The sequence below is a fragment of the Curtobacterium sp. SGAir0471 genome, assembly GCF_005490985.1.
Lineage (GTDB): Bacteria > Actinomycetota > Actinomycetes > Actinomycetales > Microbacteriaceae > Curtobacterium.
Window position 1 is genome coordinate 2,503,271 of the sequence record NZ_CP027869.1, and the last position, 24,967, is coordinate 2,528,237.

24 protein-coding genes are annotated in these 24,967 nt (G+C 73.7%); 13 read left to right on the top strand and 11 right to left on the bottom strand.

Going from position 1 to position 24,967, the window contains the following annotated elements:
* Positions 1-115: 115 nt before the first annotated feature.
* Positions 116-712 (bottom strand): NAD(P)H-dependent oxidoreductase, encoded by a 597-nt coding sequence (locus C1N91_RS11605; RefSeq protein WP_137767825.1) that lies wholly within the window; start codon positions 710-712, stop codon positions 116-118.
* Between the two features lie 87 nt (positions 713-799).
* On the opposite strand from C1N91_RS11605, the gene C1N91_RS11610 reads away from it, so the two are divergent.
* Positions 800-1,267: an MSMEG_6728 family protein gene (locus C1N91_RS11610; protein WP_137767826.1), complete on the top strand. Its 468-nt coding sequence runs from the start codon at positions 800-802 to the stop codon at positions 1,265-1,267.
* Positions 1,268-1,510: 243 nt separating this feature from the next.
* Here C1N91_RS11610 and C1N91_RS11615 read toward each other — a convergent pair whose 3' ends face one another.
* From C1N91_RS11615 to C1N91_RS11640, 6 genes are all read right to left on the bottom strand, one after another.
* On the bottom strand, positions 1,511-1,780 hold the full coding sequence (locus C1N91_RS11615; protein WP_137767827.1) for a hypothetical protein: 270 nt from the start codon (positions 1,778-1,780) through the stop codon (positions 1,511-1,513).
* A gap of 69 nt (positions 1,781-1,849) precedes the next feature.
* Positions 1,850-3,034: a cysteine desulfurase family protein gene (locus C1N91_RS11620; RefSeq protein ID WP_137767828.1), complete on the bottom strand. Its 1,185-nt coding sequence runs from the start codon at positions 3,032-3,034 to the stop codon at positions 1,850-1,852.
* A 2-nt stretch (positions 3,035-3,036) separates the two neighbouring features.
* The gene (nadC, locus tag C1N91_RS11625; protein ID WP_137767829.1) at positions 3,037-4,005 is read right to left on the bottom strand and encodes a carboxylating nicotinate-nucleotide diphosphorylase; all 969 of its coding nucleotides are present in this window, start codon (positions 4,003-4,005) and stop codon (positions 3,037-3,039) included.
* The gene (locus C1N91_RS11630; RefSeq protein WP_137767830.1) at positions 4,002-5,777 is read right to left on the bottom strand and encodes an L-aspartate oxidase; all 1,776 of its coding nucleotides are present in this window, start codon (positions 5,775-5,777) and stop codon (positions 4,002-4,004) included. Before C1N91_RS11630 ends, nadC begins: the two co-directional genes overlap by 4 nt.
* 34 nt (positions 5,778-5,811) lie before the next feature.
* The gene (gene nadA / locus C1N91_RS11635; RefSeq protein ID WP_137767831.1) at positions 5,812-7,083 is read right to left on the bottom strand and encodes a quinolinate synthase NadA; all 1,272 of its coding nucleotides are present in this window, start codon (positions 7,081-7,083) and stop codon (positions 5,812-5,814) included.
* 8 nt (positions 7,084-7,091) lie between these two features.
* A complete protein-coding gene (locus C1N91_RS11640; protein WP_254678232.1) occupies positions 7,092-7,850 on the bottom strand; it encodes an NUDIX hydrolase in 759 nt (252 codons plus the stop codon).
* Between the two features lie 100 nt (positions 7,851-7,950).
* On the opposite strand from C1N91_RS11640, the gene C1N91_RS11645 reads away from it, so the two are divergent.
* The 3 genes from C1N91_RS11645 to C1N91_RS11655 all read left to right on the top strand — a co-directional run bounded on the left by C1N91_RS11645 (position 7,951) and on the right by C1N91_RS11655 (position 11,250).
* Positions 7,951-8,232: an acylphosphatase gene (locus C1N91_RS11645; RefSeq protein WP_175416004.1), complete on the top strand. Its 282-nt coding sequence runs from the start codon at positions 7,951-7,953 to the stop codon at positions 8,230-8,232.
* A gap of 154 nt (positions 8,233-8,386) precedes the next feature.
* Positions 8,387-9,871 carry an MDR family MFS transporter gene (locus C1N91_RS11650; protein WP_137767832.1) on the top strand — a complete coding sequence of 495 codons (1,485 nt, stop codon included), beginning with the start codon at positions 8,387-8,389 and terminating at the stop codon, positions 9,869-9,871.
* A 131-nt stretch (positions 9,872-10,002) separates the two neighbouring features.
* On the top strand, positions 10,003-11,250 hold the full coding sequence (locus tag C1N91_RS11655) for a D-arabinono-1,4-lactone oxidase (protein ID WP_137767833.1): 1,248 nt from the start codon (positions 10,003-10,005) through the stop codon (positions 11,248-11,250).
* A gap of 25 nt (positions 11,251-11,275) precedes the next feature.
* Here C1N91_RS11655 and C1N91_RS11660 read toward each other — a convergent pair whose 3' ends face one another.
* Positions 11,276-11,767: a 2'-5' RNA ligase family protein gene (locus tag C1N91_RS11660; protein WP_175416005.1), complete on the bottom strand. Its 492-nt coding sequence runs from the start codon at positions 11,765-11,767 to the stop codon at positions 11,276-11,278.
* 239 nt (positions 11,768-12,006) lie between these two features.
* On the opposite strand from C1N91_RS11660, the gene C1N91_RS11665 reads away from it, so the two are divergent.
* The 3 genes from C1N91_RS11665 to C1N91_RS11675 are packed head-to-tail and all read left to right on the top strand — an operon-like array spanning position 12,007 to position 14,668.
* Positions 12,007-12,957 (top strand): MetQ/NlpA family ABC transporter substrate-binding protein, encoded by a 951-nt coding sequence (locus C1N91_RS11665; protein ID WP_137767835.1) that lies wholly within the window; start codon positions 12,007-12,009, stop codon positions 12,955-12,957.
* Positions 12,957-13,997 carry a methionine ABC transporter ATP-binding protein gene (locus C1N91_RS11670; protein WP_137767836.1) on the top strand — a complete coding sequence of 347 codons (1,041 nt, stop codon included), beginning with the start codon at positions 12,957-12,959 and terminating at the stop codon, positions 13,995-13,997. Before C1N91_RS11665 ends, C1N91_RS11670 begins: the two co-directional genes overlap by 1 nt.
* Complete coding sequence (locus C1N91_RS11675; protein WP_137767837.1) at positions 13,994-14,668, top strand: methionine ABC transporter permease; 675 nt, start codon at positions 13,994-13,996, stop codon at positions 14,666-14,668. The genes C1N91_RS11670 and C1N91_RS11675 overlap by 4 nt, the downstream gene beginning before the upstream one ends.
* 291 nt (positions 14,669-14,959) lie before the next feature.
* Here the strand turns inward: C1N91_RS11675 and C1N91_RS11680 are convergent, their stop codons facing one another.
* Positions 14,960-15,739: an endonuclease/exonuclease/phosphatase family protein gene (locus C1N91_RS11680; protein WP_137767838.1), complete on the bottom strand. Its 780-nt coding sequence runs from the start codon at positions 15,737-15,739 to the stop codon at positions 14,960-14,962.
* 161 nt (positions 15,740-15,900) lie between these two features.
* Positions 15,901-17,313: an MFS transporter gene (locus C1N91_RS11685; protein ID WP_217496427.1), complete on the bottom strand. Its 1,413-nt coding sequence runs from the start codon at positions 17,311-17,313 to the stop codon at positions 15,901-15,903.
* Positions 17,314-17,537: 224 nt separating this feature from the next.
* Between C1N91_RS11685 and C1N91_RS11690 the strand changes: the two genes are divergently transcribed.
* From C1N91_RS11690 to C1N91_RS11710, 5 genes are read left to right on the top strand one after another with little or no spacing between them, the layout of a single operon-like run.
* Entirely contained in the window at positions 17,538-18,770 is a 1,233-nt protein-coding gene (locus C1N91_RS11690; RefSeq protein ID WP_137767839.1) for an alanine racemase, read from the top strand.
* Positions 18,770-19,624, top strand: a complete 855-nt coding sequence (locus tag C1N91_RS11695) for an IclR family transcriptional regulator (protein ID WP_137768807.1) — start codon at positions 18,770-18,772, stop codon at positions 19,622-19,624. The genes C1N91_RS11690 and C1N91_RS11695 overlap by 1 nt, the downstream gene beginning before the upstream one ends.
* On the top strand, positions 19,621-20,622 hold the full coding sequence (locus C1N91_RS11700; RefSeq protein WP_137767840.1) for a sugar kinase: 1,002 nt from the start codon (positions 19,621-19,623) through the stop codon (positions 20,620-20,622). The genes C1N91_RS11695 and C1N91_RS11700 overlap by 4 nt, the downstream gene beginning before the upstream one ends.
* A 45-nt stretch (positions 20,623-20,667) precedes the next feature.
* Positions 20,668-21,336 (top strand): bifunctional 4-hydroxy-2-oxoglutarate aldolase/2-dehydro-3-deoxy-phosphogluconate aldolase, encoded by a 669-nt coding sequence (locus C1N91_RS11705; protein ID WP_137767841.1) that lies wholly within the window; start codon positions 20,668-20,670, stop codon positions 21,334-21,336.
* Positions 21,333-22,943, top strand: a complete 1,611-nt coding sequence (locus C1N91_RS11710; protein ID WP_137767842.1) for an N-acyl-D-amino-acid deacylase family protein — start codon at positions 21,333-21,335, stop codon at positions 22,941-22,943. Before C1N91_RS11705 ends, C1N91_RS11710 begins: the two co-directional genes overlap by 4 nt.
* Before the next feature lie 34 nt (positions 22,944-22,977).
* Here the strand turns inward: C1N91_RS11710 and C1N91_RS11715 are convergent, their stop codons facing one another.
* The gene (locus C1N91_RS11715; protein WP_137767843.1) at positions 22,978-23,364 is read right to left on the bottom strand and encodes a RidA family protein; all 387 of its coding nucleotides are present in this window, start codon (positions 23,362-23,364) and stop codon (positions 22,978-22,980) included.
* 269 nt (positions 23,365-23,633) lie between these two features.
* Here C1N91_RS11715 and C1N91_RS11720 point away from each other — a divergent pair, with 269 nt between their 5' ends.
* Positions 23,634-24,887 carry a hypothetical protein gene (locus C1N91_RS11720; RefSeq protein WP_137767844.1) on the top strand — a complete coding sequence of 418 codons (1,254 nt, stop codon included), beginning with the start codon at positions 23,634-23,636 and terminating at the stop codon, positions 24,885-24,887.
* Positions 24,888-24,967: the final 80 nt, after the last annotated feature.

Consider the following 24,967-nt stretch of genomic DNA (forward strand, 5'->3'; position numbering starts at 1 on the left):
GTCACCCGCGAGAGAGACAGATCGCGCCCGCTCGGTGAGCGACGGGCGGCGTGTCCTGCCCGCTCGGCGGAGGTTGCCGGGCGCGGCGGGCCGCGGTCGACTGCGGGAGCGGCGACTAGAAGTCGGCGGGGCGTCGGACGTCGTCGGCGCCGACGGCGGCGAAGCCCCCGCGGACGATCGGCAGCGCCCGTCGCACGGCCTGGTCGATGCGCAGCTCGAGGTCGACGCTGGCGAGGTCGTACCCGCCCTCGCGCTTGGTGAAGTCCCGCTCGTTGCCGAACACGCCGAGGGGCAGGGTCGTCGACTGGAAGAAGCCGAACAGCGGGCGCATCTGGTGCTCGACGAGCAGCGCGTGCCGGTCGCTCCCGCCCGTGGCGGTCAGGAGCACCGGGGTGTCGACGAGGTCGTACTGCCTCACCCAGTCGAAGAAGAGCTTGAACGCGCCGGAGTACGCCGCGCGGAACGCCGGGCTGCCCACGACGAGCACGTCCGCCGCCTCGACGGTCTCGAGCGCCCGTCGGGTCTCGGCCGACATCGCCTCGCGGGAGGGCGCGGCGCCGAGGTCCGCGAGCAGGGGGCCGATCTCGACCTGCGCGGTCCGCGCGTCCGGCAGATCCTCCGCCAGGCGCGCGACGGTCGCCGCGACCAGGGTCGAGGTGCGCGAGGGGTCCGATGGGCTGCCGCTGACGCCGACGACGAGTGCTCCGTCCATGCGCTCGATGCTCACACGTCGTCGGGGTGCCCGCCCGGGTGTGACGACTTGTGTCGCGTGCCAGCGGCCCGGCGTACCGTCCGGTGGATGCAGACGTTCCTGCCCTACGCCGACTTCCGCGCCTCGGCCGAGGTGCTCGACGACAAGCGGCTCGGCAAGCAGCGCGTCGAGACCCTGCAGGTGATGCGGGCGCTGACCCTGCCGGACTACGGCTGGCAGCGCCACCCGGTCGTCGCGATGTGGCGGGGGTACCGCCCGGCACTCATGGCGTACCAGGACGCGACGTGCCGGGTGTGGCTCGAGCGCGGGCACGCCGACACCTGCCTCGAGAAGACGCTCGCCGACCTCGGGCTGGTCCCCGAAGACCTGGTGGCGTACGAGCGCGGAGACTTCGCCGTGCCAGCGTGGAACGCCGACCCCGCGGTCCACGAGTCCCACCGCTCGAAGCTCGTGCAGAAGGCGCCGGAGCACTACCGGCCGCTGTTCCCCGACGTGCCCGACGACCTGGACTACGTCTGGCCCGGCGTACCCGAACCGTCCGCGTCGACGCGCTGACCGGGGGACCGCGCGATCGCTGCCCGGATGACGCCACCGCGGCCCGCCGTGGACTGACAGGGGGGCGTGCGGCGCCGGTCAGGGTCCGGCGCCACGTCCACGACGGGCGCGGCGGCCGCTCGGACGCGACGACAGGGGATGTCGTGTCCGGCGCCGGACGCGGTCAGGGGTACCACGTCCGGTCAGGAGCACCGCGGGCCCCAGAGGGGGGACGGGGCCGCGCGGTGCTGGCTTCGGGTCAGGTCACCAGGGCTGTTCGACGTCCCCTCGGTACCGGTCCGCCTCGCTCGGTGCGGGCAGGGATCGACGGACTGCCGCGGTGCCGACGGTCGGGGTCAGGGCGCTCGCGACGGTGGCGAGTGCGCCCACGGTCGCGATCACCCCGAGCGGGGCGGTGCCGAGGTCGTGCTGCGCGGCGAGGGCGAGGGCCACCACGGTCGCCGGCGCCGGCAGGAGCTGGACCGCCCGGAAGGGGGCCTCCCGTCGGTGCCGAGTCGTGATCGCGTTCGCCATGGCTCCATGGTGACGGAGGATCGCTGTCCGCAGAAGGGGGGACATCACCCCAACTGTGGAGGAGAACGTCTAGTACACCCCTCCGAGGTCACGCACGGCAGCGACCGCCGCGGCGACGGCTCCGACGACCACGGGCACGTCCGCCTCGGTGAGCCCGGCGTCGAAGGTGAGTCGCAGGGCCGTCCGTGCGGTGTCCTCCGGGAGACCGATCGCGGTGAGGACGTGCGAGGCCTCGGTGCTCCCCGCGGCACAGGCGCTGCCGGACGAGGACACGACGTCACGGGCCTCGAGCTCGAGCAGCACGGTCTCGCCGTTGACCGCGGCGGGACCGCCGGGCACCGCCGGGAAGCAGAACGAGGCGTGCCCCGGGAGCCGACGCGAGCCGGGCACGCTCGGTGCGGCTCCGGTCAGCACGGCACCGGGGACCGACGCCAGGACCCCCTCGACGACGGCGTCGCGGGTCGTCGTCGCCCGGTCGGCGTGGGCGTCCCTGGAACCCTCGACGAGCGACACCGCGGTCGCGAGGGCGACCGCTCCCGCGACGTCCTCGGTGCCGGACCGTCTCCCCCGTTCCTGTCCTCCACCGTGCAGCAGCGGCTCGAGCGGCACACCGCCACGGACGGCCAGCGCACCGGTGCCCTTCGGCGCGCCGAGCTTGTGCCCGGAGAACGAGACCGCGTCGACACCGAGCAGGTCGAGCCCGATCGGCAGCCACGGCGCGCTCTGCACCGCGTCGGTGTGGAACCGGGCGCCGACACCGTGCGCGACCGCCGCGAGTGCCGGCAGGTCCTGCACGGTGCCGATCTCGTTGTCGGCGTGCGCCACCGACACCAGGGTGGTGTCCGGACGGACGGCCCGGGCGAGCGCCTCGGGCGTCACCGTCCCGTCGCGCTCGACCGGCACGAGCGTGACCGTGAACCCGTGGTGGCGCTCGAGGTACCGGCAGCTCTCGAGCACCGCCTCGTGCTCGATCGCGCTCGTCACGACGTGCCGGCCACGGGGTGCCGCGAGTGCGATCCCCTTCACGGCGGTGTTCGCGCCCTCGGTGCCGCCGGTGGTCAGGACGACCTCGCCCGGCCGGCACCCGAGGAACCGGGCGATCGTCGCGCGGGCGTCGGCGAGCCCCCGTGCCGCGGCGTCGCCGACCCCGTGCGTCGAGGACGGGTTGCCGAACACGCCCGTCAGGTACGGCCACATGGCCTCGAGGACCTCGCGGCGGACCGGCGTGGTCGCGGCGCGGTCGAGGTAGAACACCGTCAGGCGCCGGTCGCGTCGACGTCGCCACCGGCGGACGCGCCGGTCACGTCGACGTCGAGCCCGAGGTCGAGCGCCCGGGCCGAGTGGGTCAGTGCCCCGACCGAGACGACGTCCACCCCGGTCCGCGCGATCGCGCCGACGGTCTCGAGCGACACGCCGCCCGAGGCCTCGACGAGTGCGCGGCCGGCGACCTGGTGCACGCCCTCGACGAGCTGCTCCGCTGTGAAGTTGTCGAGCATGATCGTGTCGACCCCGGCGGACACCACGGCCTCGACCTGGTCGAGCCGGTCCACCTCGACCTCGAGGTGGACCGTGTGCCCGAGCCGACGGCGGGCGTCACGCACGGCGTCGCCGATCGGGGTGCCGCCGGCGAGCAGCACGGCCAGGTGGTTGTCCTTGGCGAGGACGGCGTCGGACAGCGAGTTCCGGTGGTTGTGCCCGCCGCCGCAGCGCACGGCGTACCGCTCGACCGCACGGAGGCCCGGCGTCGTCTTGCGGGTGTCGGCGATCCGGGTCCCCGTCCCCGCGACCGCCGCGACGTACCGCGCGGTGACCGTCGCGATGCCGGACATCCGCTGCACCAGGTTGAGCCCGACGCGCTCGGCGCGCAGGACCGAGCGGGCGGGCCCCACGACGGTCGCCAGCACCTGCCCGGCCGCGAAGGTCGCGCCGTCGGCGAGGTGCAGCTCGGTCCGCACCGCGGGGTCGACGGCGTGCATCACGGCCGCGAACACCGCACCGCCGGACAGCACGCCGGGCTCGCGGGCGGCCAGGGTCGCGGTCGCCCGGGCGTCGACGGGGATGAGCGTCTCGCTGGTGACGTCGCCCCACGGCGCGTCCTCCTCGAGCGCGGTCTCGATCACGCGGCGCAGGGCGTGCGGCGGGATCGCCCCGGGGTCGGACGGTCCGGTGGGACGGCCACCGGCCACGGCGGTGGCACCGGCTGCTGCGGGGACGGTGGTGGTCATGCGGGGACTCCCTGCTGGACGAGGGCGGTGCTGTCGGACGGCGTGGTGCTGACGGGTCGGTCGGCGCGGTCGACCGGGGCGCGTCCCGTGGCGACGGCGCGGGCCCAGCCGACGGACACCGGCGCGGACGGGTCGGTGTCCGGGTGGTCGGTCCGGGCGTGCGCGCCACGGGACTCGGCGCGGGCCTCGGCGGCGAGCGCGGTGATCCGCGCCAGGTCGAGCAGGGCACGGTCCTCGTGGTCCCGCACCGAACGCGCCACCGGCGGACGCAGGGCGGCGAGCGCCCGACGCGCGGCCGCCAGTCCGTCCGCGTCACGGAGCAGGCCGACCCGCTCCGTCATCTCGGTCTGCACCGCCTGCCGGAGGTGGGCGGCACGGTCGGGGTGGGCGGAGCCTCCAGGCCGTCGACGGCGGTCGGTCCGGTACGGCGTTGCGTCCGGAACGGTCGTGTGCCGCTCCGTCGTGTCCGGTCCCGTTCCGTCCGGCCGGGAGGCACCACGCGGGTCCGCCACGTCACCCACCCGGTCGTCGGGCACGGTGTGCACCGGCAGGGTCGCGTCGCCGCGCAGGCGCAACTGCGCCGGTCGCGGTGCACCGATCGCGTCGGCGGTTCGCACGCCGAACACGAGGCCCTCGAGCAGCGAGTTCGACGCGAGGCGGTTGGCGCCGTGGACGCCGGTGCAGGCGGCCTCACCGACGGCGAGGAGTCCGGGCAGGCTCGTGCGGCCCTCGCTGTCGGTGGCGATCCCACCCATCGCGTAGTGCGCGGCGGGGGCGACCGGCACGCCCTCGCGGGTCCAGTCGAAGCCGGCCGCACGGGTGGCGCGGGTCAGCCCGGGGAAGCGCGCGACGAGCCGGTCCGCGCCGAGCCCCGTCGCGTCGAGGAGCACGGGGGCGCCGCCCTGGTCGCGGACGGTGGCCGCGATGCCGCGGGCGACCACGTCGCGCGGGGCGAGTTCGGCGTCCGGGTGCACGGCGGTCATGAAGCGCCGGCCGGTCGCGTCGCGGAGGACGGCGCCCTCGCCGCGGACCGCCTCGGACAGGAGCCCGCCGTCCGGGACGGCCAGCCGGGTCGGGTGGAACTGGACGAACTCCAGGTCGGCGAGGACGGCACCGGCACGCCAGGCGGCGGCGACCCCGTCCCCCGTCGCGACCAGCGGGTTCGTCGTCTCGCGGTACAGGTGCCCGGCACCCCCGGAGGCGACGACGACCGTGTCGGCGTCGATCCGTCGGGGCTCGCCGAGCAGGTCGAGCACGTCGACGCCGACGACGGCGCCGTCGCGGACGACGAGGTCGGTGAGGCAGGTGCGCTCCAGCACCGTGACGTGCCGGCGGAGCAGGGCGGCGACGAGGGTGCGCTCGACGGCCGCCCCGGTGGCGTCGCCGTCGGCGTGCACGACCCGCCAGCGTGCGTGCGCGGCCTCGCGCCCGCGGGCGAGGTCGTCGCCGTGGCGGTCGAGCGAGTCCGGGTCGGTCGTCCGGTCGAACGGCACACCCAGTGCGAGCAGGTCGCGGACGCGCGCCGGGCCGTCGGCGCAGAGCAGTGCGACGGCGCGCGCGTCCGCGCTCCCGACGGCCGCGGTGTGGGTGTCGTGCTCGTGCAGGGCGACGGTGTCGTCGGCGCCGAGCGCGACGGCGATGCCGCCCTGGGCGGCGGCGGTGGCGCCGTCGGCGAGCCCGCCCTTCGTCACCAGGGTGACGTCGTGGCGGGCGCTGGCGCGGATCGCGGCGGTGAGCCCGGCGATGCCGGACCCGACGATGACGACGTGCACGGTGTGGTCCTCGGTGTCCTCGGTCGCCGGACCGTCAGCCGCGGGGCTTCGCGGCGAGCATGCGCTCGAGCGCGACCCTGGCGTCGGCCTGCACGTCGGCGGGGACCGTGATCTCGTTGAGGACCTCGCCGCGGACGAGGGCCTCGAGCACCCAGGCGAGGTAGCCCGGGTGGATCCGGTACATCGTCGAGCAGGGGCAGACGACCGGGTCGAGGCAGGTGATCCGGTGCTGCGGGTACTCGGCGGCGAGCCGGTTCACCATGTTGATCTCGGTGCCGATCGCGAACGACGTCGGCTCGGTGGCGGCTGCGACCGTGCGCCGGATGAGGTCGGTGCTGCCGGCGGCGTCCGCGGCGTCGACGACCGCCATCGGGCACTCGGGGTGCACGATGACCTGCACGCCCGGGTCCTCGCGCCGGGCCTGCTCGATCTGCTCGACCGTGAAGCGGCGGTGCACCGAGCAGAAGCCGTGCCAGAGGACCACCTGCGCGTCGAGCAGGGTCTGCTCGTCGTTGCCGCCGAGGGCCTTGCGGGGGTTCCACATCGGCATGCGGTCGGTGCTGATCCCCATCGCCTTCGCGGTGTTCCGGCCGAGGTGCTGGTCGGGGAAGAAGAGCACGCGCTGCCCGCGCTCGAACGCCCACTCGAGGACGGTCGCCGCGTTCGACGACGTGCAGACGATCCCGCCGTTCCGGCCGCAGAACGCCTTGAGGTCGGCGGCGGAGTTCATGTACGTGACCGGGATGACCGGGACGCGGCCGTCGGCGTCGGGCGCCGTGCCGTAGACGGCGGTGAGCTCGGCCCACGCGGCCTCGACGCTGTCGATGTCGGCCATGTCCGCCATGGAGCAGCCGGCGGCGAGGTTCGGCAGGATCACGCGCTGGTCGTCGCGGGCGAGGATGTCCGCCGTCTCCGCCATGAAGTGCACGCCGCAGAACACGATGGCCTCGGCGTCCGGCTTCGTCAGGGCGGCGTTGGCCAGCTGGAACGAGTCGCCGAGGAAGTCCGCGTGCCGGACGACCTCGTCGCGCTGGTAGAAGTGCCCGAGCACGACGACCCGGTCCCCCAGTGTCGCCTTCGCCCGCTCGATGCGCGCGCGCAGCTCGTCGTCGCTCGCGGTCTTGTACTCGTCGGGGAGCTGCCCCTGTCGCGGTGCCGAGGTCGGGATGACGTCGGACATCGACGAGCCGGGACCGTAGCCGGGACGGCTGTCGAAGTCCCACGTCGGTGCGGCGAGGTCGGGCGTGCAGGTGCTGCCCGCGACGGCGCCGTTGGAGATGCGCTCGATGGTGACGGCGATGGACACGGTGGTTCCTATCGGTTTGAGGTGGACCGCGGCGGCAGGACCGTGGCCAGGGCCGTGGCCCCGGGCGTGGTCCGGGTCGTGGTGTCGGTCAGCGGACCGTTGTCCGCGTAGGCCAGGTCGGGGTTCGAGCGGTACAGCCGGGCCGGCCGGTGCCGGTCGCCGCTCGTGGTCTCGTCGGTGGGCAGGATCGCGTCGGTCCGCTCGACCTGGCGCCGGAAGTTCGCGGGGTCGAGGGTGCGGCCGAGCACCGCCTCGTACACACCCCGGAGCTCGGCGAGGGTGAAGCGGTCGCCGAGGAAGGCCTGCGCGATCCGCGAGTACGACATCTTGTTGCGCAGTCGCCAGAGGGCGTACTCGACGATGCGGTCGTGGTCGAACGCGAGCGCCGGGTGCTCGTCGGCGAGGAACCACCGGACGTTCCAGTCGTCGGGGACGGACTCGGCCTCGTCCGGGTGCACGAGCGCCCAGTAGACGATGGACACGACCCGGCTCGGCGAGCGGTCGACGTCGCCGAACGCGTAGAGCTGCTCCAGGTACCGCGGTTGCACGTTCGTCGTCTCGCGCAGGCGTGCGGCGGCGGAGTCCTCGAGCCCCTCGTCCGGACCGACCCAGCCGCCCGGCAGCGCCCACGAGCCCTCGAACGGGTCGGTCACGCGGCGCACCAGCGGCATCCACAGCGCCGGGGCCCCGGTGTCGGGGTGCGGGCGCAGGGCGACGATCACGGTGGAGACCGCGACGCGGATGGTGGTGGAATCAGTTTGTGTCATGGTGACTCGAAGTGTTCGGGTTGCGTTGACACTATCACCGTTCACGAGACCGGAACAGACCCGTAACGCACCGGGGACCACGCGTGCCTACATTGACGGCATGACGACGGTGACGAGGGTGCACGCCGTGGTGTCCGGCTCGGTGCAGGGGGTCGGCTTCCGGTACTGGACCGCACGCAAGGCAGACGGACTGGAGCTCGACGGGTACGCCAGGAACCTGTTCGACGGGACGGTCGAGGTCGAGGCCGAGGGGCCGTCCGAATCGGTGCAGGCGCTCATGGCGTTCCTGCGCACCGGCCCGCCGACGGCCACGGTGACCGACGTCGCCGAGCGCAGCGTCGTGCCGCACGGCGACGGGGACGGGTTCGCGATCCTGCGCTGACCGCGGGCGAGGTCGCGCCGCGCATCCGGTCCGTGCGCTCGGTCCGTTCACGAGGACGACACACGGAAGCGGAATACTCGGATCCGTTCAGGCTGTTGCCTCGTCTGCGCAGTCCGCGCCCCCTCTGCACGCCGTCACTCCCCAGGAGCCCCGCATGACCCAGGCCGTCGATTCCGCCCCGCGCACCGGGAGCGTCTCGCCGCCCTCCGCCGGCGAGACCAGGCTCGTGATCGGGCTCCTGCTCGTCTCGGCGTTCGTCGTCATCCTCAACGAGACGATCATGGGTGTGGCGCTGCCGCGGCTCATGGAGGACCTCGACATCTCCGCGGCGACGGGGCAGTGGCTCACCACGGGCTTCCTGCTGACCATGGCCGTCGTGATCCCGGTCACCGGCTTCCTGCTGCAGCGGTTCAGCACCCGGCAGATCTTCATCGCCGCGATGGCGCTCTTCTCGCTCGGCACGCTCGTCGCCCTGGCCGCACCCGGGTTCCCCGTGCTGCTCGTCGGCCGCATCGTGCAGGCCAGCGGGACCGCGATCATGATGCCGCTGCTCATGACCACCGTCCTCAACCTGGTCGAGCCGGCGCACCGCGGCCGGATCATGGGAAACATCTCGATCGTCATCTCGGTCGCGCCGGCCGTCGGTCCGACCATCTCCGGCCTGATCCTCAACGCGTTCTCGTGGCGCTGGCTGTTCGGGTTCGTGCTGCCGATCGCCGTCGCCGCGCTCGTGCTCGGCATCCTCAAGGTCCGCAACGTGACCACGCCCCGACGCGCGCCGCTCGACGTCCTGTCGGTCGTGGTCTCCGCCGTCGCGTTCGGCGGGATCGTCTTCGGGCTGTCGAGCTTCGGCGAGGCCGGGTCGACCGGTCCGCTCGTCCCCGTCCTCGCCCTGGTGGTGGGCTTCGCGGCACTGGCGTTCTTCGTCGTCCGGCAGACCCGCCTGCAGCGCACCGACAGCGCCCTGCTCGACCTCCTGACCTTCCGCACGAAGGGCTTCACGGTCCCGATCGTGGCGATGGGCATCAGCTTCATGGCGATGTTCGGCACGCTCATCCTGCTGCCGATCTACCTGGAGCGCGTACTCGGGCTCGAGGTCCTGACCGTCGGGCTCCTGCTGCTGCCCGGTGGTCTGCTGATGGGGCTGCTCTCCCCCGTCGTCGGGCGCATCTACGACCGCCGCGGTCCCCGGGTGCTCCTCGTGCCGGGCTCGATCATCATCAGCGCGGTGCTGTGGGCGCTCTCCACGGTCGGCGTGGACACGAGCGTGTGGTTCGTCCTCGGCGCCCACGTCGTGCTGAGCATCGGGCTCGCGCTGACCTTCACGCCGCTGTTCACCGCCGCGCTCGGGGGTCTGCCGCCGAAGCTGTACTCGCACGGCAGCGCGGTGCTCGGCACGACCCAGCAGCTCGCGGGTGCGGCGGGCACGGCGCTCTTCGTCACGCTCCTCACGATCGGTGCGGCCTCGGCGGGGGCCGACGCGGACGCCGCCGGGGTGGCCGCCGCGACCGCCTCGGGTGTGCAGACGGCGTTCCTGGTCGGTGGGGTCATCTCGCTGGTCGGCATCCTGACGTCGGCGTTCGTGCGCCGCCCGGCGACGCCCGAGGGCGCCCCCGCCGGCGCTCCCGCGATGCACTGACCGGCGCTGGTCCGCGGTACCCCGTCGTCGACGGCGGGCACCGCGCCCTCGCCCGCGGTGCCCCGTCGACGACGTCGGGCACCGTCCCGGCCGCAGTGCCCCGTCGACGACGGCGTGGCATCGTGGGCGGCATGCGGTCGACGGCGAGCGAGATCAACTGGTCCGGCACGGTCACGTACTCGGCCGAGCGGGTGGAACGGCCGCGGACGCTGGAGGAAGCCGCGGAGATCGTCGCGCGGTCCCGCCGGGTACACGGCCTCGGCACCCGGCACTCGTTCAACGACGTCGCGGACGCCCGCGGGGTGCTGCTCGACCTGACCGGGCTCCCCACCGACCTGGTCGTGGACACCGCCGCCGGCACGGCCTCGATGAGCGCCGGCACCCGGTACGGCATCGTCGCCCCGGACCTCGACGCCGCCGGGGTCGCCCTGCACAACACCGGCTCGTTGCCGCACATCTCGCTCGGCGGCGCGATCGCCACCGGCACGCACGGCTCCGGCACGACGCTCGGGTCGCTGAGCACCGCCGTCCGGTCCTTCGAGCTCCTCGGCGCGGACGGCTCCGTGCGCACCGTCCGCCGCGGCGACGACGACTTCGACGGGGCCGTGCTGCACCTCGGGCTGCTCGGCATCGTCACGCGCGTCGAGGTGGACGTCGAACCGCGCTACCGGATGCGCCAGGACACCTACGGGCGGATCCCCTGGGACCGGTTCCTCGCGCACGTGGCCGACGTGCACGCGGCCGCCTACTCGGTGTGCTCGTACACCGTGTTCGGGGACGAGATCAGCGAGGTGCTGCTGAAGTCCCGCGTGCCGGAGGGCGCCGACGACGTCGACGTCCCGGAGGCACTGCTCGGCGCACCGAGGCTGCCTGCACGCCCGGCGGACGGGCACGTCACCCCCCGGGACGGCACGGTCGGACCGTGGTGGGACCGGCTGCCGCACTTCCCCATCGACGCCGTGCCGAGCGTCGGGTCCGAGGTGCAGAGCGAGCACTTCGTCCCGCTCCGACACGCGGCCGCGGCGCTCGACGCCCTCCGCGGACTGGCCGACCGGATCCAGCCGCACCTGCACGTCTGCGAACTCCGGACGATGGCCGCCGACCCGTTCTGGTTGAGCCCGACGCAGGGCGAGGACGTGCTCTGCATCGCGTTCACCTGGCGGAAGCACCCCGAGGCCGTGGCGGCGCTGCTGCCGGACCTCGAGGCACGCCTCGCGCCGTTCGACGGGCGACCGCACTGGGGCAAGACGAGCTCGCTCGACACCGGTGCGATCGAGGCGCTCTGGCCACGACTGGCCGACTTCCGGCGGCTGGTGGCGGCGGGCGACCCGGAGCGGGTGTTCGCGTCCGCGTTCGGTGAGCGGGTGCTGCGGACCTGAGCCGCGCCTCCAGACAGGGCGCCCGTCACCCGACGGGCGTGACCGTCCGCGTCTCGCCGTCCCAGTGGCGGACACCGCCGACCGTGAGTGTCTCCGGCAGCGGGGTCGCGCGCAACGCGGCCACGGCGGCGGGCAGGTCCTCGTCACGCACCCGACGGGCGAAGGTGACGTGCGGCGACCAGGCACCGGGCAGCGAGGTCTCGACGGCGTCCGGCGCGAGCCGGTGCACCGAAGCGTGGAACGCCGACAGCACCGGGTCCACGACGACGGCCCGGACGAGCACGGACCGCCCTGCGCCGGCCGGGAAGAGCAGGAGCCCGCCGAGCCGGAGCGTCGTCGGCACGGGGGCGTCGAAGCGGTCCGGGACCGGCAAGGCGTCGCCGGCGGCCAGGGTGACGTGCGGGTCGTTCGTCCCCGACCGCCCGAGGCTCGGCAGGTCGGCTGCCGTCAGGGCGTCCCACGCCGCGCGCACGGCCGCGTCGGAGTCGGGGTCGAGGACGAGTTCGATGCTGCGCACACCCCGAGTCAACCAACGCCCCGCTGCGTCCGGCACTCGCCCCGCACCGCCTGTGGAGAACCCGGCGGGATGTAACACGGCGGAACGCGTCGTGCGTGTCGTGCCGCAGACAGCCACACTCGGAACCTGGCCGCGCATCCCGCGGCTCCCCACCGCACCGCCCGTGCACGCCGCCGTCCGGGCCCGCCACGCCCGGCACCGCCGCATCCGTCCGGGCACGTCCCCCACGAGGAGCACCCATGTCCGCAGCACCCGTCCTGCCCCAGAAGCCGAAGGGCAAGCGCCCCGTCGGCTGGATCATCGCTGCCGCGGTCGTCGTCATCGCGATCGTGGTCGCCGTCGTGGTGGCGGCCGTCCGCTCCGGCGGGTCGGACGACGCTGCCTCCGGTGGCGGCTCCGGCAAAACCGTGACCATCGGTGTCGCCGACAAGTCGCTCGGCTACTGGAACACCTACACGAAGCTCGCGAAGGAGCGACTCGGCGTGACGGTGGAGCTCACGAACTTCTCGGACTACTCGCTGCCGAACCCCGCGCTCAAGGACGGCCAGCTGGACATCAACCAGTTCCAGCACATCCAGTACCTGGCGGACTACAACGTCACCTCGAACGACGACCTGCAGCCGATCGGTTCGACCGCCGTCTACCCGCTGCCGCTCTACGCGACGGACTACACGAAGACCAGCGAGCTGCCGCAGGACGCCAAGATCGCGATCCCGAACGACTCGATCAACCAGGCGCGGGCGCTCCTCATCCTGCAGTCCGCGAAGCTCCTCGTGCTCAAGGACGGCGGGTCCGCGTTCTCGACGACGACCGACATCACCTCGTCGAAGGTCGACGTCCAGCCGCTCGACGCATCGCAGACCGCGAACGCCCTGCAGCAGGGCTCGGTCGCCGCGGCCGTCGTGAACAACAACTTCGCCACCGCCGCGAAGCTCCCGACCAGCGACATCATCTTCCAGGACGACCCGGCCAGCGCGAGCGCAGCCCCCTACGTGAACGTCTTCGCCGTGCGCGACGCCGACAAGGACAACGAGACGTACCTGGACCTCGCGAAGCTCTTCCAGGACGACGCCGTGCAGCAGGCGTTCAAGAAGGACCTGCCCGAGGCCGTCGCCCGTGACGAGAGCGCCACGAAGCTCCAGGACGAGCTCGCGAAGGTCGAGCAGGACGCGAAGGCGGCCAAGCAGTAGTGCCCGCCCTCGTCGAACTCCGCGGCGTCTCGAAGCACTACCGCCGCGCCGACACCGGCGAGACCGTGGTGGCCGTCGAGGACGTCTCCCTGGACGTGCACCAGGGAGAGGTCCTCGGCGTCATCGGGTACTCCGGTGCCGGCAAGTCCACCCTGGTCCGCCTCGTGAACGCCCTCGAGCTGCCCTCGTCCGGCACGGTCACCGTCGGTGGCAGGGAACTCACCGCCATCCCCGAGAAGGAACGCCGCCTGGCGCGTCGGAAGATCGGCATGATCTTCCAGCAGTTCAACCTGTTCCGCTCGCGGACCATCGCCGGGAACGTCGCCTACCCGCTCAAGGTCGCGGGCGTCGCCAAGGACGAACGCGACCGCCGCGTCGCCGAGCTCCTCGACTTCGTCGGGCTGCTCGAGCGCGCGCACGCGTACCCGGAGCAGCTGTCCGGCGGGCAGAAGCAGCGCGTCGGCATCGCCCGCGCCCTCGCCTCGAACCCCGAGCTGCTGCTCGCCGACGAGGCCACGAGCGCCCTCGACCCGGACACCACCTCCGAGGTCCTCGCGCTCCTCCGCCGGGTCAACCGGGAGCTCGGCGTCACCATCGTCGTCATCACGCACGAGATGGACGCGGTCCGGCAGATCGCCGACCGCGTCGCCGTCATGGAGAACGGCCGCGTGGTCGAGGTCGGGGACGTCTACGACGTGTTCGCCTCGCCGCAGACGGGCGCCGCCCAGCGCTTCGTACGCACCGCCCTGCACGACCGTCCGTCCGCCGAGCAGCTCGCCCGGCTGCGCGAGCACCACCGCGGCCGGCTGGTCACCGTGCAGATCACCGACGAGGTCGGCCTGCAGAACCGGATCGACGCCGCCTTCCGCACGGCTGGCGTGTCCGCCGAGCTCGTGTTCGGCGGCGTCGGCGAGATCCGCGAACGCCGCATCGGATCACTCACCTACGAACTGACCGCGGAGGACCCCACCGCCGTCGACCGGGCGCTCGGTGCGCTGCGCGACGGTCGAATCACCGTCGACGAGGAGGTCGCAGAATGAACGGGAACGGCTTCCAGAGCGTGATCGACACGTTCGACGTCTTCCTCGGCGCGATCCGCGACACCCTGGTCATGACGCTGGTCTCCCTGGTGTTCGCCGGCGTGATCGGACTGGCGCTCGGACTGGTCCTGTACGCGACCCGTCCGGGCAACCTGCTCGGCAACCGGACGGTCTACACGATCGTCAACGTGCTCGTGAACATCGTGCGCCCGATCCCGTTCGTGATCTTCCTCGCCGCGATCGCGCCCCTGTCCCGCGTCGCGGTGCAGACCACGATCGGCGTCCCTGCGGTGACCTTCGCGATCTCGCTCGCGGCGTCGTTCGCGGTGTCCCGGATCGTCGAGCAGAACCTGCTCGCGGTCGACCCCGGCGTGGTCGAGGCGGCACGGGCATCGGGCGCGCACCCGGTGTCGATCCTGCTGACGGTCCTCATCCCCGAGGGCGTCGGGCCGCTCATCCTCGGCTACACGTTCATCTTCGTGGGCATCGTCGACATGACGGCGCAGGGAGCCCTGATCGGCGGCGGTGGCCTCGGCGAGTACGCGATCGTGTACGGCTCGCAGCGGTACGACTGGTGGATCGTCTACGTGTCGGTCGCCGCGATCGTGGTGATCGTGCAGCTCGGGCAGTTCATCGGCAACCGGCTCGCCAGGGCGACGCTGCGTCGCTGAGCTGACCACTGGTCGCCGAGGCGGCCACGGACGGACGGGAGGCGCGGTGCCAGCTGGCACCGCGCCTCCCGTCCGTCGCCCGGTCGCGTCCCGTCCTCTGGCGCCGTCCCGCCGTCGGCTCCGGTCGCGCCGGGGCGGCTCCAGTCGCACGACGTGCCGCTCATGATCACTCGGGACGGCATGTCGTGCGACCAGGACGGTCGGCCGACGGCATGGCGTGCGACCAGGACGGTCGGTCGACGGTGGGTCCTGCGACCAGGACCCGGGGCGCGGCCGCCGCGCACGCCACCGTCAGGCGGCGGGGGCCTCGGGGACCTCCACGGCGGCGGTCGCGACGCCGGGGTGCTCGTAGTGCGCCCGGACCAGGATCGGCCGGTGGTCGGAGATGCCCGCTGGCAGGGTCTCGACGCCGGCGATGTGCAGTCCGACGCTCGTCGCGAAGTCGAAGTGGCCCGTGAACTTGCGGTAGCGCAGGTAGGTCGGCTGGTCGGAGAGCGACAGCGCGAAGCCGTGCTCCTCGATCTTGCGGCGCAGGTTCGTCTGGAACCAGGGGTAGTTGAAGTCGCCGACCATGATCGCCGGGGCCTCGTCGGACAGGTCGCGCACGAACTGGTGCGCAGCCTCGATCTGCTTGCGCCGGAGCGAGTTCGTGGCCGTCAGCGGCGAGGCGTGGAACGACGCCACGATCACCTCGGTGTCGGCCTCGGTGTCGCGGAGCCGCATCGCGATGAGCCGCTCGTGCGCGGGCGCGAGCACCCGGTCGTGCAGGGACTTCTGCAACGAGTGGATGCTGAAGTCCTGCACCTCGAACCGGTCGTCGCGCTTGTAGATCGCGAGCCCGAGGCGGTTGGCCTTCGTCGACGCGGCGAGGGAGAGCCCGGCGACCTTCGACGCGAGGTCGTTGCTGTCGCACTCCTGCACGCAGACGACGTCCGCCTGCGACGCCTCGGCCAGGGCGGCGAGTTCGCCGTTGGCGGTGTGCTCGCGGAGGTTGTAGCTGACGACGCGCAGCTCGGTGGGCTGCACGGCGGTGTCGCCTGCGATCGTCCCCTGCTGCTGTGGCCCGGCCATGCTGCCTTCCGTCCTGGGTGTCTCGGTCACCCTGCCGCGGCAACCGTACTCGGCTGTCGCGGACAGTTGCTGTGACCGTAGCGCACCCCGGGTTTCGAGCGTGTGACCGTGTCGCGAACGGACAGCGGTCGGCGCGCCGCCGTCCGCACCCGCCGCGCCGGTCAGCGCGCCGCAGCCCGCACCCGCCGCGCCGGGCGCACCGTGTCCCCCGCGGTCCGGCTCATCAGGACGCCCTCGACGCACGCCACCACGAGGAGCACCGCGATCACCCAGAACGCCACGTCGTAGGGCCCGGTCCCGCCGAGCCCGGCCGCAGCCCGGATCGCCACCGCGGCCACCGCCACCCCGAAGCCCGCCGCGACCTGCTGCAGCGTGGACGAGAGCGTGTTCGCCGGGGTCATGTCCGCCTGCTCGACGTCCGCGAAGGCGATCGTGTTGTACGCCGTGAAGCCGACCGAGCGCGCGGCGCCGCTCACCACGAGCAGCACGGCGAGCAGCCAGAACGGGGTGTCCTCGGTGAGGAACACCATCGCGACCACGCTCAGCGCCGCGATCGCACTCGACACGACGATCACCGGCCGGTAGCCGAACCAGCGGAGGAACGGCGTCGTCATCGGCTTGATGCCGAGGTTGCCGACGAACACCCACAGAACCGCGGACCCGGCGAGCACCGCGCTCCAGCCCCAGGCGTCCTGGAACAGCAGCGGCAGCACGAACGGCACGGCCGACACGGCGAGCCGGAACAGGCTGCCACCGGCGTGCGAGACGCGGAAGGTCTCGAGCCGGAACGAGCCGAGTCCCATGATCGGGTGCGGTGCCCGGCGGAAGTGCCGCACGGCCAGCCAGCAGCACACCGCGCCGACGACACCGGACACGACGACCGCGACCAGGGGGATCTCGTCGAGCGCGAGCAGCGAGGCCATCACCACGAGCGACCCGAGCCCCAGGCACGCGAGCAGCGACCCTCGCCAGTCGAACGGGACGCGTTCGGACGCGCGCTCCTGGGGCACGAGCACCAGCGCGGCGACGAAGGCGCTGATCCCGAGCGGGATGTTCACGAGGAAGATCCAGTGCCAGCTGAGGGTGTCGACGAGCACCCCGCCGACGAAGGGCGCGATGATCGGCGCGGCGAGTGCGGGCCAGGTGAGGATGGCGATGGCCGTGACGAGCTGCTCGCGCCCCGCGCTGCGCAGGACGACCAGACGCCCGACGGGCACCATCAGCGCCCCGCCGAGGCCCTGCAGGATCCGCCAGGCCGTGAGCTCGACGAGCCCGGTCGACGCGGCGCAGAGTGCGGACGCCACGGTGAACAGTGCGATCGCCCCGGCGAACACCGTACGCGACCCGACCCGGTCGGTGAGCCAGCCGCTGACCGGGATGAACACGGCGAGCGTGACGAGGTAGGCGGTGATCGCCACGCCGATCGCGGCGGAGTCGACGCCGAGGTCGCGCCCCATCGCCGGGGCGGCGGTCGCCAGGATCGTGCCGTCCAGGAGCTCCATGAAGAAGGTGCCCGCGACGAGCACGGCCACCGCCGTGCTGCCCCGTCGTCGTGTCGTCGTCATCGTCATCATCTCAGTCGAATGCTATGCCCGCTCGGTTTCTGAGCCGCGCAGCCGGGAGCGCCCGGACGCCGCGCAGCGCACCGTCCCGGGATCCCGCGCATCGTCGGCCTCACCGACTCGCGACCAGCCGACTGTTCTGCAGAGCAGAATGAGTCCGACGAGAACGTTGCCCTCAGGGACACGGCACCGGGAACGTTGCAGCAGGAGCGGACCGCACCAGCGCAGGAGGACCGATGACGACGACCACCGCAGCAGGGCAGCCCGTCCGCACGCCCGGCACCGTCACGACGAAGGGCGCCGCCGACCCCGCCGCCCCGGTCGTCGGGCGCCACGTCCTCGACCACGCGCACTTGCCGGTGATGACGCTCCGCGAGTCCGCCCTCACCCACAACACCGCCGTCATGCAGTCCTACGTCGACCGCCACGGACTGCTCCTCGCCCCGCACATGAAGACGCACATGGCACCGGCCCTCGCCGAGCGCCAGGTCCGTGCGGGCGCCTGGGGCGTCACCGTCGCCTCCGTCCAGCAGGCGATGGTCGCCTGGGCGCACGGCGTGCACCGGATCCTCGTCGCCAACGAGGTCCTCGACCCCGCCGGTCTCGCCTGGCTCGCCTCGCGCCGCCACGTCGACCCCGACGCCGACGTGCTCTGCAACGTCGACTCGGTCGCCGGTGTCGCGGCCGCGGCGAGCGCCGCCCGCTCCGTCGACGGCACCGTGCACGTCCTGGTGGAGGTCGGCTTCCCCGGCGGCCGCACGGGCGTCCGCTCGGCGGACGGGGCGCGCGAGGTCGCCGAGGCCGCGCACGACGCGGGCCTCGTGCTCCGTGGCGTGACCGGGTACGAGGGCGGCCTGCCCGACGTCGACACCGCCCGTGCATGGGTCGCCGGGGTGCTCGCGATCGCGGGCGACCTCCGCCGTCTCGTCGCCGGGCGCGCACTGCTCAGCATGGGCGGCAGCGCGTGGTTCGACGGGGTGGTCGACGCCGTGCAGGACCGGCCCGACGACGTCGACGTGCTCCTGCGGTCGGGCGCCTACCTCACCCACGACGACGGCTTCTACGCCCAGCGCACGCCGTTCGGCCGCCGCCCCGAGGAGGGCTCGCTCCGCCCGGCGATCGAGGTCTGGGGTCGCGTCACGTCGTGCCCGGAGCCGGGTCGCGCGCTGGTCGCGGTGGGCAAGCGCGACGTGTCGTTCGACGAGGGCCTGCCCGTCGTGCGCGGGATCCGGCCGGGAGGCACGGCAGGCGACCCGCAGGTCGTCCCACCACCCGGCGCGGTCACCGTCACCCGCCTGGACGACCAGCACTGCTACCTCGCCCTGGCCGACGGGGCACCCGGGCTGACGCCCGGCGACGTCGTCGTGCTCGGCGTCTCCCACCCGTGCACGGTCTTCGACAAGTGGCGGCAGGTGCAGCTGCTCGCGGACGACGACACCGTCACCGAGACGATCGCGACGTGGTTCTGATGCCCGTCGACGACGAGCAGCAGCCGGGGCCGGCCGTCCCCGCGCGGAACGCCGCCCTGTCGCTCCGCCGGGGGCTGGCGCTCCTCGACCACGTGGCCGACCGCACCCGGAACGGTGCCGCGTCGGTGTCCCTCGGCGAGCTCGCGTCGATGCTCGGGACCGCGAAGTCGACGGTGCTGCGCCTGACCGCCCCGATGGTCGAGACGGACCTGCTCCGCCGCACGCCCGACGCCGGCTTCACGCTCGGGCTCGGTGCGCTGCTCCTCGGGCAGAGCTACCTCGAGGGCATCGACCTGCGCTCCGCCGCCGCGCCCTTCATGCGGCGCACCGCCGAGTTGACGGGGCTGACGTGCCACCTCGTCGTGCCCGACGGCACCGACATCGTCTACGTCGACAAGGTCGAGACCCGCGGCACGGTCCGGATGGGGTCGCGCATCGGGAACCGCCTGCCGATGCGCAACACGGCGTCCGGCAAGGCGATCGTGGCGTTCGGCGACCCGGGGCTCCTCGGCGCGGTGCTCGCCGTGCCCGCGACCGCGATGACCGACCAGTCCATCACCGACGACGGGCGCTGGCGGCAGGAGGTCGAACGCACGCGGGCGCGCGGCTACGGCATCGACGACCGCGAGAACGAGCCGGGCATCCGCTGCGTCGCCGCGCCCGTGCTCGACCACGCGAACCAGGTCGTCGGTGCGATGAGCATCTCGGGGCTGGCGTCCCGCTTCCCCGCGGCGGCGGTCCGTGAGCTCGGGGACGGTGTCGTCCGGACCGCGCTCGAGATCTCGGTCGCCCTCGGGTCCTCCTCCGCACAGCTCGCCCTGCGGCGGACGACGCCGGGCGGAGCGGTCCGGTGACCGCGAGCGCGGGGGTGCTCACCCTCGGCGAGACGATGCTGCTGCTCGCCGGCCCGGGCGTCGGCGAGGTGTGCGACCTCGACCACATGCGCGTCGACACCGGCGGGGCGGAGAGCAACGTCGCGATCGGCCTGGTCCGGGCCGGGGTGCCGGCGACCTGGGTCGGCCGGGTCGGAGCGGACCCCGCGGGCGACCGGGTCCTGCGCGACGTCGGACAGGCCGGCGTGGACGTCGTCGCGGTCGTCGACCCGGAGCGGTCGACCGGGCTGATGATGAAGGAACGGCTCCGGGACGGCCGGACCCGCGTGACCTACCACCGTCGGCACTCCGCGGGGTCGGCGCTCGCGCCCGAGGACGTCCCGCCCGGGCTCGTCGAACGGTCGGCGCTCGTGCACGTCAGCGGCATCACGCTCGCGCTCTCGGAGTCCGCCCGGCGGACGGTCACCGCGGTGCTCGACCGGGCCGAGGCCGCCGGGGTCCCGGTGTCGTTCGACGTGAACCACCGGCAGAAGCTGCTCGACGCCGCGGTCGCCCGAGAGCACTACCGCGCCGTCGCCGCCCGTGCCGCGGTGGTGTTCGCCGGTGACGACGAGGCCCGGATCCTGCTCGGGTGCCCGGACGACCGGGACGCCCCAACTGTGTCCGACGAGGACCTCGCCCGGGGGCTGGCCGACCTGGCCCGGGGTCGTGCCGTGGTCAAGCTCGGCTCCCGCGGTGCCGTCTCGGTCGTCGACGGGCGGACGACCCGGCGCGCGGCGACCCCGGTCCGCGTCGTCGACCCGGTGGGTGCCGGCGACGCGTTCGTTGCTGCGTGGCTCGCGGCGACGATCACGGGAGCCGATCCGGACACCGCACTCGACCGCGCCGCGGACGCCGGGGCGCTCGCCTGCACGGTCCCGGGCGACTGGCGACTCCCCGCTCCGGGAGCCGCGGCCGAGGCCGAGGCCGACGCCGACTCCGACACCGACACCGCCGTGCACGACCGCGTCGACCGCTGATCCCGCACCAGAAGAGCACGAACGCCACCCCGAGGAGCCCAGCTCGTGAGCACGAACCGTACGACCTCCGGCAGCACCACACCGTGTCCCGACCACGGCACCCGGCACGGCGCGGGTCCCGCCGTCGCGATCCTCCGCGGTGGCACCGGCGACCACGTCGAGGCGGTCGTCGACGCCCTGGTGGGAGGCGGCGTCCGGGCGATCGAGCTCACCACGAACACGCGACGGTGGCGCGAGGGAACCGCCTGGACCGCACGACGGTTCGGCGGTGACGTCTCGGTCGGGGTGGGCACCGTACTGGACCCCGAGCAGGTCGACGAGGCTGCCGAGCTCGGGGCGTCCTTCGTCGTCAGCCCGCACCTCGACCCCGCGATCGGCGAGCGAGCGCACGACCTCGGACTCGGGTGGTACCCGGGTGCAGCGACCCCGACCGAGATCGTGCGGGCGTGGCGGCTCGGCGCCCGGGCGGTGAAGGTCTTCCCGGCGGCGCAGCTCGGCGGCCCCGCGTACCTCCGGCAGGTGCTCGCCCCGCTCGACTTCGTCGACGTCGTCCCGACCGGTGGGATCGGTGTCGACGACGCCGCCGACTACCTGGCGGCCGGGGCGGTGGCCGTCGGACTCGGTTCCCCCCTGGTGGGCGACGCCCTGACCACCGGGGACACCGATGCGGTGCGGTCCCGCGCCGAGCGGCTCCTCGCGGGGATCGCCCGATGACCACCCCGGACGTCGGTGCCGCGGTCCTGCTGCGGGGCGGGTCGGTCGTCGGGCCGGACGGGCTGCACCGTGCCGACGTGCTCGTCGACGGCGGCCGGGTCACCGCGGTCGACCCGGGCCTGCATGCGCCCGACCACGCGAGCACGATCGACTGCGGTGGGCGCGTCGTCCTCGCCGGGGCCGTCGACGCGCACGCGCACGCCGGGTCGCGGGTCTTCGACGAGGACGTCCAGCTCGCCCTGCTCCGACAGGGCGTCACCACGATCGTCACCGGCCAGGACGGCGTCGGTCCGGCCCCCGGTGACGGGACGTGGGCGGACCGGTACTTCGCAGCGATCGACGGTCCGCACCCCCGCTACCGCGGCGACGGCATCGCGGGCCTGCTCGCGACGTACGACGGCACCACGCCGGTGAACGTCGCCACGCTCGTGCCCGCCGGCACCGTCCGGCACGAGGTGATCGGCGACGAGGACCGACCGGCGACCGCCGAGGAGACCGCTGCGATGCGGGCGCTCGTCCGCCGCGGGCTCGCCGACGGGGCGCTCGGCCTGGCCTCCGGACTCGACTACGTCCCCGGGCTGTACGCCGACCCAGCCGAGCTCGCCACGCTCTGCCGGGAGGTCACGGCAGCCGACGGCATCTACGTCTCGCACGTCCGTGGCGGGTACGAGGCGAACCTGCGCGAGGGGCTCGACGAGGTCGCCGCGATCGTCCGGGCGAGCGGCGTCCGTGCGCACGTGTCGCACCTGCACGCCCCGGTCGACACCGCCCTCGGCGCGCTCGACGACCTGGCGGCCGCGGGTGTCCCGCTGACCTTCGACGCCTACCCGTACTCGCGCGGGTGCACCATCCTGTCGATGCTGCTGCTCCCCGCCGCGCTCGCCCGTCCCGGCACCGAAGATCTGGCCCGCGCGGTCGCCGACGGCGACGGACGTGCCCGGGTCCGTGCTGCCGTGCTCGAGCGGGTGACCGCTCGGCCGGACCTCGGAGCGGGCTGGGCCGACCAGATCACCCTGTCGCACGTGCCGTCCCGCGCACACCACGACCTGCAGGGCAGGACCCTGACCGAGGCGGCCGCCCTGCGCCGCACCGAGCCCGTCGAGCTGGCGGTCGACCTGCTCGTGGCCTCCGCGCTGCAGGTCACGGCGATCATGCGGGTGCCGCACCCCCGCTCCCCCGCGGACCTCGCGCCGCTCGTCCGGCACCCTGGGCACACCGCGGGATCGGACGGCATCCACGTCGGCACGCACCCGCACCCGCGGGCGGCGGGCACCGTCGCGCGGTACCTCGGTGACTTCGTGCGCGCCGGGTTGTTGACCTGGCCGGAGGCGCAGCGGCACCTGTCCACCACCGCCGTCGAGCACCTGCGGCTCGGCGACCGCGGGGCGGTGCGTGCCGGTGCGGTCGCCGACCTCGCGGTCGTCGACCCCGAGCGGGTGGCCGCGCGCTCGACCTACGCCGACCCCACGGCCACCGCGGTCGGGACCGACGACGTCCTGGTCGCCGGCGTCCCGGTGCTCCGGCACGGGGAGCTGACGGGCGCGACCCCAGGAGCGGGGATCCGGCGCGGCGGCCCGCCCGCACCGCGCGAGGTCGGTCCCGCGTGAGGTTCCGTTCAGGGACCGGGACGCGGGCGGACGGTCAGGAGGCGCTCGGCAGCACCGCGACGACGTCGATCTCCACGAGGATGCCGGCCAGGTGCGACTGGACGGTCGTGCGCACCGGGTACGGCTCCGAGAAGTGCTTCGCGTACTCCGCGTTGAAGGCCGCGAAGTCGCGGTCCGAGTGCTCGAGGTGGACCGTCGACTTGACGACGTCGTCGAGGGTCGCGCCGTGCTCGGCGAGGACGGCGGCCACGTTGGCCAGCACCTGGGCGGTCTGGCCTGCGACGTCGTCCGCCATCGCGCCGGTCGCCGGGTCCTGCGGTCCGAAGCCCGCGGTGTAGAGGAACCCGTTCGCCACGATCCCCTGGCTGTACGGGCCGGCCGGTGCCGGGGCGTTCTCGGTCACGATGGCGGTCTTCGGCACGGTGGCTCCTCGTCGGTCGTCTGACTGGGCCCGGCAGCGCGGTCACGGCGGTGCGGTCCCCGCAACACGTGCCCGTCGCACCGGGCAGGCGCTTCCAGGCTAGGACCGGCCACGCGACGGAGGCCGACCACTCGCCGGGCTCGTTCCGGTCTGCAGAACGCAGGGACGAGCCTCCCGTCCGCTCCGGGAGCGTGCCGGAGGGTGCCAGGCGACGGTCGGTACGCTCGTGACGTGCCCACCACGAGCCCTGCGCCCGCCGGAGCGGGCCGGTGAGCCGGACCGACGGCACCGTCACCGGGACGCTCGCGAACGGTCGACGACGCATCGTCGACCTCGCGACGAGCCTGCCCGTGTGGGCCGCGGTCCTGATCGTCTGGGGCGGCGGCCGTCTCGTGTCCACGGTCTGGCTGGCGCTCGCCTACCCGCTGATGGCCCGGGCGATGCCGGACAACGCGATCTGGGGGAACGAGCACGGCTTCGGGTCCTTCCTGACCGCCTGGGACGGGCAGTACTACGAGCAGATCTCGGTGCACGGCTACCCGAGCACGCTGCCCCTCGACGCCGCCGGGCACGTCGCACAGAACGCCTGGGCCTTCCTGCCCGCGTTCCCGTTCGCGATCCGCATGCTGACGGCCTCGACGGGCGTGCCGTTCACGGTGGGCGCTCCGCTCGTCGCCCTGGCCGCCGGGCTGGTCGCGACGTTCCTGCTGCACCGGCTGGTGAGCGACCGTGCCGGCAACGCCGCGGGCATGTGGGCGGTCTTCTTCTTCACGTGCGGCCCACTGTCGTTCCTGCTCCAGGTCGGGTACGCGGAGAGCACCTTCCTCGCGCTGACGTTCGGCGCCCTGCTCGCGCTCGAGCGGCGACGGTACGGCCTGCTGGCGGTGCTCGGGGTCGTCGCCGCGTTCACGCGCCCTGGTGCGCTCGCGCTGCCGCTGCTGCTCGGGGTCGTCGCACTGGTCCGCTGGGTGCGGGCACGACGGGAGGCCGCCGGCACCGGTGTGCGGTCGCTCGACGCGTTCCCCGTGGCGGAGCGCGTGCGGGTCGTGGCCGCGGGCGTGGTGATGGCGGCGGCGGGGCTGGCGTGGCCGGTCGTCGCGGCCCACGTCACCGGTCGGCCCGACGCGTACCTCGAGACCGAGATGTCCTGGTGGGTCAACTTCATCGGGCGCGTCGAGTTCACGCCGATGACGCCCTGGTTCCTGATCGCCGGCCGGTGGCTCGGGGTCGGCGGGGTCCTCATCGTGGTGTCCCTGCTCGTGGCGTACCCGGTCTGGCTGCTGCGCCGGTCGACCCGGGCGCTCGGCTCCACGACGGTGCTGTACTCCGCCGCCTACGCGCTCTACATCTTCGCGGTGTCGCTGCCGATGGCGTCGACGCCCCGGCTCCTGATGCCGCTCGCGCCGCTGTTCGGTTCTCCCGAGCTCGTCGCCCGGCCCTGGATGCGCTGGACGTTCGTGAGCTGTGCGCTGCTCGGGCAGCCGGTGCTCGTCGCCGTGCTCTGGTTGCTCGGCCCGCCCTGACCCCGATCCGGACTTCGCCGTGACGCCGCCGAGACGCCGAGACGCCCCCGGATCCGGGGGCGTCTCGCGTGCTCGGAGGT